The 13,732-nt window shown below is 61.9% G+C and carries 9 protein-coding genes, 1 tRNA gene, 2 rRNA genes and 1 riboswitch (1 of these 13 cut by a window edge); of the genes, 10 read left to right on the forward strand and 2 right to left on the reverse strand.

What is annotated here, in order from left to right:
* From C2U30_RS18040 to cbl, 9 genes are all read left to right on the forward strand, one after another.
* Nucleotides 1–1,015, forward strand: a 23S ribosomal RNA gene (locus C2U30_RS18040) (it extends 1,874 nt beyond the left edge of the window).
* A gap of 121 nt (nt 1,016–1,136) precedes the next feature.
* Nucleotides 1,137–1,251, forward strand: a 5S ribosomal RNA gene (rrf, locus tag C2U30_RS18045).
* A 98-nt stretch (nt 1,252–1,349) separates the two neighbouring features.
* Nucleotides 1,350–1,426: transfer RNA gene (locus C2U30_RS18050), tRNA-Asp, on the forward strand.
* A gap of 405 nt (nt 1,427–1,831) precedes the next feature.
* Complete coding sequence (locus tag C2U30_RS18055; protein WP_103244215.1) at nt 1,832–2,833, forward strand: sulfate ABC transporter substrate-binding protein; 1,002 nt, start codon at nt 1,832–1,834, stop codon at nt 2,831–2,833.
* 39 nt (nt 2,834–2,872) lie between these two features.
* Nucleotides 2,873–3,448 carry an RBBP9/YdeN family alpha/beta hydrolase gene (locus C2U30_RS18060; RefSeq protein WP_039039453.1) on the forward strand — a complete coding sequence of 192 codons (576 nt, stop codon included), beginning with the start codon at nt 2,873–2,875 and terminating at the stop codon, nt 3,446–3,448.
* Nucleotides 3,449–3,717: 269 nt separating this feature from the next.
* Nucleotides 3,718–4,557 carry a sulfate ABC transporter permease subunit CysT gene (gene cysT, locus C2U30_RS18065; protein ID WP_039039454.1) on the forward strand — a complete coding sequence of 280 codons (840 nt, stop codon included), beginning with the start codon at nt 3,718–3,720 and terminating at the stop codon, nt 4,555–4,557.
* Entirely contained in the window at nt 4,554–5,447 is an 894-nt protein-coding gene (cysW, locus tag C2U30_RS18070; protein WP_103244216.1) for a sulfate ABC transporter permease subunit CysW, read from the forward strand. Before cysT ends, cysW begins: the two co-directional genes overlap by 4 nt.
* 31 nt (nt 5,448–5,478) lie before the next feature.
* Nucleotides 5,479–6,546: a sulfate/molybdate ABC transporter ATP-binding protein gene (locus C2U30_RS18075; RefSeq protein ID WP_010672827.1), complete on the forward strand. Its 1,068-nt coding sequence runs from the start codon at nt 5,479–5,481 to the stop codon at nt 6,544–6,546.
* A gap of 116 nt (nt 6,547–6,662) precedes the next feature.
* Nucleotides 6,663–7,610: an HTH-type transcriptional regulator Cbl gene (cbl, locus tag C2U30_RS18080; RefSeq protein WP_041210987.1), complete on the forward strand. Its 948-nt coding sequence runs from the start codon at nt 6,663–6,665 to the stop codon at nt 7,608–7,610.
* 112 nt (nt 7,611–7,722) lie between these two features.
* Here cbl and gbpA read toward each other — a convergent pair whose 3' ends face one another.
* Both gbpA and C2U30_RS18090 read right to left on the reverse strand, forming a co-directional pair.
* Nucleotides 7,723–9,144, reverse strand: coding sequence for an N-acetylglucosamine-binding protein GbpA (gene gbpA / locus C2U30_RS18085; protein ID WP_103244217.1), 1,422 nt, complete (start codon nt 9,142–9,144; stop codon nt 7,723–7,725).
* A gap of 60 nt (nt 9,145–9,204) precedes the next feature.
* A riboswitch (cyclic di-GMP riboswitch) is annotated at nt 9,205–9,290 on the reverse strand.
* Between the two features lie 229 nt (nt 9,291–9,519).
* The gene (locus tag C2U30_RS18090) at nt 9,520–11,199 is read right to left on the reverse strand and encodes a methyl-accepting chemotaxis protein (protein WP_103244218.1); all 1,680 of its coding nucleotides are present in this window, start codon (nt 11,197–11,199) and stop codon (nt 9,520–9,522) included.
* Between the two features lie 295 nt (nt 11,200–11,494).
* Here C2U30_RS18090 and C2U30_RS18095 point away from each other — a divergent pair, with 295 nt between their 5' ends.
* Complete coding sequence (locus C2U30_RS18095) at nt 11,495–13,345, forward strand: M3 family metallopeptidase (protein WP_103244219.1); 1,851 nt, start codon at nt 11,495–11,497, stop codon at nt 13,343–13,345.
* The last annotated feature ends 387 nt before the right edge of the window (nt 13,346–13,732 follow it).

Raw genomic sequence — 13,732 nt, forward strand, 5'->3', positions numbered from 1 at the left:
GCCCCGGTAAACGGCGGCCGTAACTATAACGGTCCTAAGGTAGCGAAATTCCTTGTCGGGTAAGTTCCGACCTGCACGAATGGTGTAACCATGGCCATGCTGTCTCCACCCGAGACTCAGTGAAATCGAATTCGCCGTGAAGATGCGGTGTACCCGCGGCTAGACGGAAAGACCCCGTGAACCTTTACTACAGCTTGGCACTGAACATTGAACCTACATGTGTAGGATAGGTGGGAGGCTTTGAAGGCGTGACGCCAGTTGCGCTGGAGCCGTCCTTGAAATACCACCCTTGTATGTTTGATGTTCTAACGCAGGGCCCTGAATCGGGCTCGCGGACAGTGCCTGGTGGGTAGTTTGACTGGGGCGGTCTCCTCCCAAAGAGTAACGGAGGAGCACGAAGGTTGGCTAATCCTGGTCGGACATCAGGAGGTTAGTGCAATGGCATAAGCCAGCTTAACTGCGAGACGGACAGGTCGAGCAGGTACGAAAGTAGGTCATAGTGATCCGGTGGTTCTGAATGGAAGGGCCATCGCTCAACGGATAAAAGGTACTCCGGGGATAACAGGCTGATACCGCCCAAGAGTTCATATCGACGGCGGTGTTTGGCACCTCGATGTCGGCTCATCACATCCTGGGGCTGAAGTCGGTCCCAAGGGTATGGCTGTTCGCCATTTAAAGTGGTACGCGAGCTGGGTTCAGAACGTCGTGAGACAGTTCGGTCCCTATCTGCCGTGGGCGTTGGATGATTGAAGGGAGTTGCTCCTAGTACGAGAGGACCGGAGTGAACGAACCTCTGGTGTTCGGGTTGTCACGCCAGTGGCACTGCCCGGTAGCTAAGTTCGGAATCGATAACCGCTGAAAGCATCTAAGCGGGAAGCGAGCCCTGAGATGAGTCATCCCTGACCCCTTGAGGGTCCTAAAGGGCCGTTGGAGACCACAACGTTGATAGGTGGGGTGTGTAAGCGTAGCGATACGTTGAGCTAACCCATACTAATTACCCGTGAGGCTTAACCATACAACACCCAAGAAGTGTTTCTGGCCTTGTAGCGAATGAGCGAACTACTCAAATTCAGTGGTAATGACAACGCACACTAGCGAAGTCGTTATTCACGTCAGCTTTCTGGATTAAGATTTTGCCTGGCGGCAATAGCGCAGTGGAACCACCTGACCCCATGCCGAACTCAGAAGTGAAACGCTGTAGCGCCGATGGTAGTGTGGCATTCGCCATGCGAGAGTAGGACACTGCCAGGCACCCAATTAAACGGTGACGTGAAAAATCACGTTACTGGCTGCGAGGATGACACCTCATTAAGAAGCGGCAAATGATTTAGCGAAAGCTAACCGAATGCGGAGCGGTAGTTCAGTCGGTTAGAATACCGGCCTGTCACGCCGGGGGTCGCGGGTTCGAGTCCCGTCCGCTCCGCCACTAATTTGAAAGGCCTTCCCTATCGGGAAGGCCTTTTTGCTTTCTGGCGTCTGGATAAGAGCTCAGGAAACAAGAGGCAACCGACGGGTCTGCCGCCTGTTACTGACAACCCGCTTCTTCCCCCCTGTGGTGCCTGCGTGCCTGGCATTGTCCCTTTACCCAGGGCTTACCCTTCGCTCTGGTTTGCCTTTGTTCCTCCATCTTTTCCCAACCCGGCTAATCGACCGGGCTTTGTCGTGTCTGGAGATGAGCATCGCAAGCACGCGAATACGCTCTGACCGAGAGTGCCAGAGGACCATCGGGAGCTCATATGCGGAGAAGAGATAAGCAAAGCGCTTTTTCTTTCTTCATGGAATATGGATAAGCGAGCATGCTGTACTCAACCCAACGATATGGAGTATCACCATGAAACTGCGAATGACCGCTTTGACCGTCCTTTCCCTGCTGGCGCTTGGCCAGGCCAATGCCGCCGAGGTGCGGCTGCTGAATGTCTCCTATGACCCGACGCGGGAGCTGTTCCAGGAGTACAACAGTGCCTTTGCCAAAGAGTGGAAGGCCAAAACCGGCGACGATGTGGTGGTGAGCCAGTCACACGGTGGCTCAGGCAAACAGGCTCGTGCCGTGGTGGACGGACTGGAGGCTGACGTGGTCTCCCTGGCGCTGGCCTATGACGTGGATGCGGTGGCCAAGGCAGGTCTCACCGCCAGCGACTGGGAAGGGCGTTTGGCCAACAATGCCTCTCCCTACACCTCCACCATCGTCTTCCTGGTGCGCAAGGGGAATCCCAAGCAGATCAAGGATTGGGGCGACCTGGTGCGCAAGGATGTCGCCATCATCACCCCCAACCCCAAGACCTCCGGCGGTGCGCGCTGGAATTATCTGGCTGCCTGGGGCTATGCCCTGAAGAAAAGCGGCACTGAAGAGGGCGCCAAACAGTTTGTCAGCGATCTGTTCAAGAATGTGAAGGTGCTGGACTCCGGGGCACGTGGCGCCACCACCAGCTTCATCGAACGCGGGCTCGGGGATGTGTTGCTGGCCTGGGAAAATGAAGCGTTGCTGGTGCTCAATCAGCCGGGCACCAGCGACAAGTTCGAACTGGTGGTGCCCTCGGTCTCCATCCTGGCCGAGCCGCCGGTAGCCGTGGTGGACAAGGTAGCCAAGAAGCATGGTACCGAGGCCGTCTCCAAGGCTTACCTCGAGTATCTCTACTCTGACGAAGGGCAGCGCATCATCGCCAAATACCACTATCGTCCGAGCAATCCGGCGATCCTGAAGGAGACAGCGGCCCAGTTCCCCAACCTGACGCTCTTCACTGTCAAGGATCTGGAAGGAGATTGGGAAAAGGCACAGAAGAAGCACTTCGCCCAGGGCGGATCGTTTGACCAGATTTACCAACCGGGCCGCTAAGAGACGCAGGCCCCTGTGACAACAGATAGGAGTACCACGATGAACAAGATCCTTCTGGTTCCCGGTCTGCACAACAGTGGGCCGGATCACTGGCAGAGCCGCTGGCACCAGCAATTTCCCCAGTGGCAGAGAATGATGGGTCTGCCCTGGGACAAGCCGGATCTCACGGTCTGGAGCGCCAAGCTGGCGAGCAAGCTCAGGAGCCGGCGCAGCCGGGTCCACCTGGTCGCCCACTCCTTCGGCGCTCTGACGGCCATCGCTGCCGCCAGACTGCAACCAGACAAGGTTTCTTCCATCTTCATCGTTGCCCCTGCCGATCCTGCCCGTTTCGGTATCCCGGATGAGGTGTTGGCGGGGTCCATCAAGGTCTCTGCCCAGTTGATCGCCAGCCGCAATGACCCCTGGATGAGTTTCGAGCGGGCAGAGTTCTGGAGCCGGCAGTGGCAGGTGCCCTTGTTCGATGCGGGGGAGGTGGGCCATATCAATGCCCAGTCCGGCCATGGGGAGTGGCACCAGGGGCTCGCTTTGCTCGGCACCCTATACCGCCGTGCCGAAATGGTGGTGGAGCCTGCTCCTGCCGAGTGGGGCAAGCAGGCCGCACTCAGTTTTAGATGAGGGACCCTCGGATTGTCTCGGCACGATTTCCAGACGGGCTGGCAACTTGGCCAGCGTGACTGACTTTGCATGTTCCCGGTTTTACCGCTCCGTCTTTTAGGTCTTTTATTTATATAAAAGACCTTTTTTTATGCTTATCGCTCTAAAAGCCTTGTTCCACCATTGTTAGATAAAAAAGTGCTTAGCAAAGGCATTATTGGTGTTTGTTGTCCCTGGCCGCCGTGAGCAAAATCGTCACATCCAAAGTATTTATAACAAACGGATGTGTTATGCGATTAAGTTCTTATTCCGTCCTGCCAGGCTTGGGGCCAACGCTGGGCTTCAGTCTGCTCTATCTGGGCATATTGGTGCTGCTGCCGCTCTCGGCACTGGTGCTGTTTGCGGTGAACAACCTGAGCGCCGCCGAGTTCTGGCAGGTGATCGGCTCCCCCCGGGTGCTCGCCTCCTTTCGCCTGAGCTTTGGCGCCGCCTTCATTGCCGCCCTGCTCAACAGTCTGTTCGGTCTGATACTGGCCTGGGTACTGGTGCGCTATACCTTTCCCGGCCGCAGACTGGTGGATGCGCTGATCGACCTGCCCTTTGCCATGCCGACTGCCGTCTCCGGCATCGCCCTGTGCGCCATCTTTGCCCCCAACGGCTGGATTGGCCAATGGGTCGCTCCGCTGGGCATCGAGCTTGCCTACAACCCCATAGGGGTGGTCATTGCCCTGACCTTTATCGGGCTGCCCTTTGTGGTGCGTACCCTGCAGCCGGTGCTGCGGGAAGCGGAGAGCGAGCAAGAGGAGGCGGCCGCGAGCCTGGGTGCCAACCGCTGGCAGACCTTCATCCGGGTACTGTGGCCGACCCTGGTACCTGCGCTGCTCACCGGTTTTGCCCTGGCGTTTGCTCGCGGCGTGGGGGAGTACGGCTCTGTCATCTTCATTGCCGGCAACCTCCCCATGGTGTCCGAGATTGCCCCCCTGATGATCATGAGTCACCTGGAGGAGTATGACTACGCCGGTGCATCGGCCATTGCGTCCGTCATGCTGCTCATTTCCTTTGTGCTGCTGTTGCTCATCAACAAGTTGCAAGCCTGGAGCTGGGCTCGCATCGGAGGAAGCCGTATATGAACGTCTCTACTGCACATCTCGATCAGGCCCAGGAGTCCGCTCCGGCCACCCCGGCGCGTCATCCCCCGGTGACCCATGAACCGGTCTGGGTCAAATGGCTGCTGGTCACCGTCGGTCTGGGCTGGTTTGCCGCCTTGCTGCTGTTGCCGCTGGCCACCGTCTTCATCCAGGCGCTGAGCCCGGGTCTGGCCTTCTTCTGGCACGCCATCAGCGAGCCGGATGCCCTGAGCGCCCTGGGGCTGACCGCCCTGGTGACGCTCTGCTCGGTGCCCCTGAACTTGCTGTTCGGGCTGGCCGCTGCCTGGGCCATCGCCCGGTTCCGCTTCCCTGGCCGGCAACTGCTTATCACCCTCATCGATCTGCCGTTCTCGGTCTCGCCGGTCATCGCGGGCTTGATGTTCGTGCTGCTGTTCGGCAGTCGCGGCTGGTTCGGCGAGTGGCTCAGCGAGCACGACATCAAGATCATTTTCGCTACCCCGGGGATCATCCTGGCGACCACCTTCATCACTGTGCCCTTCGTGGTACGCGAGCTGCTGCCCCAGATGGAGGCGCGGGGCCCGGAGGAAGAGGAGGCCGCCATCATGCTGGGGGCGAGCGGGTTGCAGATGTTCTGGCGGGTGACCCTGCCCGGCATTCGCTGGAGCCTGATGTATGGCCTGCTGCTCTGTACCGCCCGGGCGGTGGGGGAGTTTGGCGCTGTCTCCGTGGTTTCCGGCCACATTCGCGGCCAGACCAACACGCTGCCGCTGCACATCGAGATCCTTTACAACGAGTACCAGACCGGTGCCGCCTTCGCGGTGGCCAGCCTGCTGGCGCTGTTCGGGATCTTCACCCTGCTGGGTGAGACCCTGCTGGCCAGGCTGCGCGGCCAACCGACCCAGTCCCATTGATCCCGAATTAACGGTTATAGGAGAGGCATTCATGAGCATTCAGGTTCAAGGGCTCAACAAGCATTTCAATCAGTACGCGGCGCTGGCCGACATCAACCTCGATTTTCACGACGGTGAGCTGGTCGCCCTGCTCGGCCCCTCCGGCTGCGGCAAGACCACCTTGCTGCGGATCATTGCCGGGCTGGAGCAGGCGGACAGTGGCAGCGTCATCATCCGCGGCGAGGATGCCTCGGATCTCCATGTGCGCGAGCGCAACGTTGGCTTCGTGTTCCAGCACTACGCCCTGTTTCGCCACATGACGGTATTCGAGAACGTGGCCTTTGGTCTGAGGGTCAAGCCGCGTAGCGAACGCCCGGACGAGGCGGCCATCCGCACCCGGGTCAAGGAGCTGCTGGATCTGGTGCAGCTCAGCCACGTCGCGGCACGCTACCCGACCCAGCTCTCCGGTGGTCAGCGCCAACGGGTCGCCCTGGCCCGGGCCCTGGCGGTGCAGCCCAAGGTGCTGCTGCTGGACGAGCCTTTCGGCGCCCTCGATGCCCAGGTGCGCAAGGAGCTGCGCCGCTGGCTGCGTGAGCTTCACGACGAGCTGCATGTCACCAGTCTGTTCGTGACCCACGATCAGGAAGAGGCCCTGGAGGTGGCGGATCGGGTGGTGCTGATGAACGCCGGCAAGGTAGAGCAGATTGGCACCCCTGCCGAAGTGTATGATCAGCCCGCCAGTGCCTTCGTGCACAGCTTCCTTGGCAGCGTGAACCTGTTTCGTGGCAGGGTGGCCGGGCAGGGGCTCGGCATCGGTGAACAGCAACTGGGTGGCCCCATCCCCTCCCATCTGGCAGAAGGGAGTGCGGCCATCGCCTATGTGCGCCCCCACGAGCTGGAGATCCTGCCCTCGGATGCCCCCGGTGGCATTCGCGCCACCATTACCCGCCTGCTGCCCATGGGGCCGCGCATCCGGGTGGAACTGCGTGGCGATGGGGAGACGGGAGGCGCCCACTACGAGGCCGAACTGAGCAAGGAGGCCGCCCGGGCCTTTGCCCCCGGCCAGGGGGTGCGTCTGGTGGCCAGGCAGGCACAGCTCTATCCCGACTACCAGATCTGAGGGCAAGCCGCGAGGTGCGGCCCTCTTTCAGGCTTGCTGCCGGGCTATGATCCCGGCAATCCATAACAAGAGGACGGTGGCACGAGCCACCGCCACTCAGCGCAGGAGGCGATGAGGTGAACTTTCAGCAATTGCGAATCATTCGGGAGGCGGCACGGCGGGATTACAACCTGACCGACGTGGCCAATGCCCTCTTTACGTCCCAGTCCGGGGTCAGCCGCCACATTCGCGAGTTGGAGGAGGAGCTGGGGCTCGGCCTCTTCATTCGCTATGGCAAGCGTCTGCTCGGCATGACCGAGCCGGGCAAGGAGTTGCTGGTGATCGCCGAGCGTATCCTGGGGGATGCCGACAACATCCGCAAACTGGCGAGCACCTTTGCCAATCGCGACTCAGGCCGGCTGCTCATCGCGACCACTCATACCCAGGCCCGTTATGCCCTGCCGCGGGTAGTGAAGGCGTTTCGGGAGCAATTTCCTCTGGTACAGCTGGAGCTGCGTCAGGGGAGCCCGGAGGAGATAGTGCGGCTGGTGCAGACCGGCGAGGTGGACATCGGCATCAGCAGCGAGCAGCTCGACAAGAGCGAAGGGGTGGTGGCCTTTCCCTACTACCGCTGGCACCACAATATCGTCGTGCCGGAGCAGCACCCTCTCACCGCCGAGCGGGAGCTGACCCTGGCCGCTCTGGCCCACTGGCCCATCGTCACCTATCAGGCCGGCCTCACCGGTCGGGCACGGGTGGATGATGCCTTTGCCGAGGCGGGCATAGTGCCGCAGATCCTGCTGACCGCCCAGGACTCCGACGTCATCAAGACCTATGTCGAGTTGGAGATGGGGGTGGGCATACTGGCGGACATGGCGTTCGATTCCCTGCGGGACAAGGGACTGGTGCAACTGGACGGCAGTCGGTTGTTTGCGCCGCACACCGCCTGGATCGGCCTCAAGCAGGGACAGTTCCAGCACAACTTTGCCTGGCAGTTCATCCAGCTCTGCAACCCCGAGCTGGCGCTGGCGGAGATCCAGGCCCGCGCCATGAGCAACGAGCCCCTGATCGATTACCAGATTTGAACCGAGGGGGGGGATGAAAAACGGGGAGCCATGGGCTCCCCGTTTGTTTGATGTTGACCTGATCTGGCACGGGAAACGCCGAGCGGGTTCTCGCCAGGTCGGAGACGTCCCATCACTGCGCTGTCCAGGCCTCCTGCCAGTGGGAGCCTATGCCCGGTTCATACTGGGTGGCCGTGCTCGCCCACTGGCTGCACCAGCCGCTGTAGGGGAAGGGTTTGCACTGATAGACCTTGCCGTTCTTCGGCTGCAGCACCCGGGTTCCGGCGGTGTAGGACTTGAGGCCGTCCGGGAAGGTGAACTGGTAATCGCCCCCGCTTGCCGGATCCTTGAACATGAGGTCCAGGGTCTGCTGCACCGCGTCACCACCGGCCTTGGGCTTGCCCTCGATCACCAGCTGATGGTGGCCTGCACTCAAGCCGGTCAGCGCCATGGAGAAACTCTGGCTGCCGTCCTTGATGTCGGCACTGTTCTGTCCCCTGGCGACACCGCCGTGGTCATAGAGGGTGTTGGTGATGGCGAGATCCCCCTGGGCCGTGACGGTGAAAGTCAGGGTGAGCTTGCCGTTGTCGAGCGTGTAGTCGCTCGCCAGACCGCTCACGCTGATCCCGTTCTCAACCGGGGGCTGCTGTTGCTCAAGCTGGATCTCGACCCGTTGCAGGTTGCTGCCAGCCTTGAGGTAGACCGGGTTCTGGCCGTAGACGGGGTTGAACTGGCCATCCGTACCTTGCTGGCCTGCACGGATCTGGCTCTGCTCGGCGTTGATCTTGCTCGCCAGGGCGTGGGCCCAGTTGTTCTTCTGGCCCTGCCCGGCGCTGGCGATAATCAGCTCGGTCTGGAGATCGGTGCGCTCGCCATTGGCATCGAACACCCGGGTTCTCGCTTTGTCACCCGCCACCAGGTCGATGGAGGGATAGATGGTCCCTCCCTGGCTCCAGGTCAGCGGTGGCTGGGTGCCATCCTTGAACCGGGCGTCGATCAGGTTGTAGAAGCTGTTGGCGGTATCCCCTACCTCCCACACCCCGAGAATGACCTGATAACCGGTACGCGGGGGCAGGGTGCACTGATGGGTCACCTGTTTGGGGGGCTGCACCATGTTGCCATCGATGACGCAGAAGGGATTGAGATCGAACGCATCCCGGGTGAGGGGCTGGTTCGGGTTCCAGTCCTGCTTGGTGAGGTAGTAGCGCCAGTTGCGGGTCACGTGGTTGGCAGTGAAGGTCCAGCTGATGGCGAAGGGACCGGCCTGCACCTCACGCTTGGTCCAGCGATCGAGGGTCTGGGTGTTGAGCTCGCCGAATTGGGGGTGACCGGCCGAGGCTATCTGGCCGTCGGCGGGGCCGCCATCGGGGAAGCCGGAGGGGGCTTCCAGGCTCTGGGGTTCCCACTGGATGGCGCCACACTGGCTGTTGCCCCCTGTCTTGCACAGGTAGTTGCGCCCTTCTGGCTGGCTGATGTAGCCGTGAGCGAGTACGCCGCCACTGGCCAGCAGCGCCAGCGCTGCCGCGAGATGGGTGAGTCGGATATTTGCTGCCATACATTCCTCTGTTCGGTGATGTGGGCAGTCACGTTGGCAGGGGAGTTCCCCGAAACACGGTGCTGCAACCCCGCTATCCTGGACAGCTTGTCTTTAGACCGGAGGCTTTGCGTCCTGGCCTTTCAACCAGTTTGCCAAATGACTACAGAAAGGGTCATGGTGCCGCCTGTGGCGACCACTCATCATGACTATATTTTGTTAAAAAATTAAGTGTAAAAATTGACAGTGCCATCTCATCGGAGCAGCGCATCAGCGGCAGATCACGCCATCGGGATCTGCGCGCTGGTTCAGTGCGAGAGGGTGGCCCGGGAGAGGCTCCCGTGGCCATGACAGGAAAGGAGCCCCTGCAAGCCTGGCAGGGGCTCATGGGGCCACTCAGTGGCGGGGTTGCATGCCTGCTCGGGAAGAGGGCGCCTGGTTCGGTCGCATCATCCTGTCCTGGGCTTGGGCGTTGTCCAGCTTGAACACCGCCAGTCGCTCGTCGAGGCTTCGGGAGAGACCGGCCAGCAGTTCGCTCTCCTGGGCCAACTGGGAGGCCGCCTGGGACATCTCTAGCGCCGAGTCGTTGATGCCGCTGACGTTGCGGTTCATGTCTTCCGCCACCATGCTCTGCTGCTCCGCCGCCGTGGCGATCTGGGTCGCCATGTCACTCACGTGCTGGATGTGATTGACGATGAGGGAGAGATCCTGCCCCGCCTTCTCGGACTGGTTGACGCTGCTCTCCGCCAGCTTGCGGCTGGCGTCCATGGCGTTGGCGGCGGTGACAGCCCGTTGCTGCAACTGGGTGATGGTACTCTGGATCTCCTCGGTGGAGTGGCGGGTGCGACTTGCCAGCTGGCGCACCTCGTCGGCCACCACGGCGAAGCCACGGCCCTGCTCGCCGGCCCGGGCCGCCTCGATGGCGGCGTTGAGGGCCAGCAGGTTGGTCTGCTCCGAGATGGCGCTGATGACCGCCGTCACCTCGCTTATCTGCATCACTCCCTCCTTGAGCTGGTTGACCTGCGAGGTGGCCTGGTCCACCTCGGTGGCCAGCGCCTGGATGCCGTGCACGCTGGCATGGACATCCTGGTTGCCGAGCCCGGCCTCGCTGGTGGCATCCTGGGTGTCACGGGCCGTGTTTTCGGCGTGACCCGCCACATCGGCGATGGTGGCGCTCATCTCGTTCATGGCGGTGGCGAGCTGGGCGAGCTGATCCCGCTGACTGTTGACCGCCTGGTTGGTCTGTTCGGCGGAGGCTGCGATGCGCAGGGCGGCATCCGCCACGTTGCGGGCCCCCTGGCTCGCTTCAAGCAGGGCGCGGCGGATGGCATCCAGCCCCTGGTTGGTGGAGCTGGCGACGGCGCCGAGCTCATCCCTGCCCAGCACCGGGATGCTGACCACCAGATCGCCGGCCGCGACCCGGGCCATGGCCTTGTTGATCTCGGCCAGGGGATTGACGATGGAGCGGCTGATGGCGAGTCCCAGCAGCCCCATCAACAGGATCACCAGCAAGGTGGCGCCACCCATCCACTCATATTGCGACCACATGGTGGCCTCAATGTCCTGCAACAACACACCGGAGCCCAGGATCCAGCCCCAGGGCTGGTAGCCCGTCACCAGCGACATCTTCTGGGCCGCCTCGCCGGACGGGGAGACCCACTGATACTCCAGCCTGCCCTGGTGGCCGCCCTTGCCGAGATCCACCATGTGCTGCCAGTGGGACTCGGCAGGGTTGTTGCCCATCTGCTGGCCGACCAGCTCGGGTTTGGCGGGATGCACCACCACCCGACGATCTTCATCCAGCACGAACAGGTAGTTGTCCCCGTCAAAGCGCATGCTGTCGAGCATGGCCTTGGCCTGTGCCTTGGCCTGCTCCGGGGGGAGGGTGGCGGCCAGGGCCTGGATCCGGCTCATGGCCAGATCCAGCACCGCCTGCAGCCTGGCTTCCCGTTCACTCATCAGATTGCGGTGCAGGGCACTGGCCGAGATGAGCAGCAGTGCGATGAAGCCGACCAGGGCCAGTGAGAGCAGCAGCATCAGTTTGCGACTCACGGCAATATCACCGAGCTTGAACATAGTCTTATCCTTACTTTCCCATGCGGGTCTGATTGTAGCCGAACTACCGACCGGACCTGATTGTTGTTATTTTTAACATATCATTAACTTTCAATGGGTTGCGATGGAAAACAGCCAATTGAGCAGTTTGACAACCAGTATAGCCAGCAGACAGAAACCCTCGCTTTTGATAGCGTGATGGCGCGCATCCCGGCGCACAATTTGTCTGCTCCATTTGCAAGAAGTGTGAATGGGTTGGCATTTCACCAAAAAGGAGTGGGCGCCCCCGTGGTCGCCCCATAACAAGAGGGAAGTTATGAGTTCCATTGCCAGGAATTATCTCAACCAGCTCAATGCCGATTACCTGCAGGTGCACAGACGCAAGGAGGACCTGTTCTGGTCCACCTACATGGGCACCAGCGACGATCAGGCAGGCTTCACCGCGGCCGAACAGGCCTACAAGGCGTTCTGTGCCGATCCTGCCCGCCTGCCGGTGTTGCGGGAGATGCAGGCCCAGGCCGAAGAGGCGGATCTCAGGCGTGGTCTGGGGGGCTGGATCGCCTTCTTCGAGTGCAACGTCATCGAAGATCCCGGTGCCTCCGCCCTGATGGACGAGCTGGTGGCCGCCGAGGCGGATCTCTTCGCCCGTCGCAAGGGGCTGAAGCTCACCTTGCTGGATGAGCAGGGCCGCCAGGTGCCCGGCAGTCTGCCCGCCGCCAGCACGGCGCTGGCCGCCAGCAGCGACGAGGCGGTGCGCCAGAGCGCGCTCGCCATGTTCCACACCCTGGAGCAGTGGGTGGTCGACAACGGCTATCTTGACATCGTCGCGCTGCGCAACCGCTTCGCCCGTGCCATGGGCTATCGCGACTACTTCGATTACAAGGTGCACAAGAACGAGCAGATGAGCCCGGAGCAGCTGTTTGCCATTCTTGACGACTTCATCGCCCGCACCGATGCCCGCTTGCACCAGAGTCTGGCGGAGCTGAAAGCGGCCAAGGGGGAAGCAGCCCTGCTGCCCCACAACCTGCGCTACAGCGTGAGCGGTGACGTGACCCGCCAGCTCGACCCTTACGTGCCCTTCTCCCGGGCGCTGAAGGATTGGGTCGAGAGCTTCCGCCGCCTCGGCATCCAGTACCGCGGTGCCACCCTCACCCTGGATCTGCTGACCCGGGAGGGAAAATACGAGAACGGCTTCTGCCACGGCCCGGTGCCGAGCTTCTGGCAGGAGGGGGAGTGGGTGCCGGCGGTGGTCAACTTCACCAGCCTGGCCAATCCGGCTCAGGTGGGCAGCGGCTGGAGCGGGCTCAACACCCTGTTCCACGAGGGCGGCCACGCGGCGCACTTTGCCAACGTCACCGGCAACGCCCCCTGCTTCTCCCAGGAGTTTCCGCCCACCTCCATGGCCTATGCCGAGACCCAGTCCATGTTCTGCGACAGCCTGCTGGACGATGCGGACTGGCTCAAGCGCTATGCCAGAAACGTGGCGGGAGAACCCATCCCCGATGCGCTTATCCAGGCCATGATTGAAGCGCGCCAGCCATTTCGCGCCTTCAACGAGCGCCAGATTGCGCTGGTGGCCTACTTCGAGCGGGATCTCTACGCCATGGCAGAGAGCGAGCGCACCCCGGCCGCCGTGCTGGCCCTGGCCCGCAAGTGGGAGCGCAAGATCCTGGGGGTGGAGAGCCCACGCCCACTGCTGGCCATCCCGCACCTTCTGAACCAGGAGTCGGCCTGTGCCTATCACGGCTATCTGCTGGCGCTGATGGCGGTGGAGCAGACCCGCGCCTACTTCTTGAAACGCGACGGCTACCTCACCGACAACCCGCGCATCGGGCCGGATCTGGCCGCCCACTACTGGGGACCGGGCAACGGCATGACCCATGACGAGACGCTGCAGAGCCTCACCGGCGAGGGGTTCAGTGCGGTGCCGCTGGCAGAGGCGTGCAACCGGAGTGCCGCCGAGGCGTGGCAACAGGCACAGACGTGCATGGCGGCGGCGCGGCAGCGCCCACCGGCAGGGGAGGGGACGCCCCTCGACGCCCATATCCGGGTGGTACACGGGGCCGAGCTCATCGCCGACAACAGCGAGTCCGAGGCGCGCATGCTGGCAGACTTCGAGGCCTGGATCCGGCGCCTTGAGACCGCCGAACCAGTGACCCAGGCCTGAGCCCGGTGTTGCACCGTCAAAGAGCCCCATCAGGGGCTCTTTTCTTGTGCGTTGAGATGGCCTGACCCCATGGTGCCAGCCGGGGATTGGCTGGTGGACAGGCTCAAGTGTCACTGGCGGCGGCGCTGCCCGCTGGTTTTTCTTCATGCGCCATCTTCCTGGCCTTGACGATCTGCGCTGAGGTGCCCGGTTGCAGGCAAGAGGCGACGCCCTGCCCTTGGCAGGGAGTCTGCATGGCGGGCTGACGGCCATTTCCCCCTGCTGGCCACAGATATGTTTCTCCCGATATATTGAGTATTCACGGCGATCCCATATCATGGCGCTCGCTCGCCACCAGAGGGTGGCAGCATTCAGATGATTTGCTAACAAGAGAGCCCAGAAGGCTCG

Origin of the sequence: Aeromonas sp. ASNIH5 (genome assembly GCF_002902865.1) — a bacterium.
Lineage (GTDB): Bacteria > Pseudomonadota > Gammaproteobacteria > Enterobacterales > Aeromonadaceae > Aeromonas > Aeromonas caviae.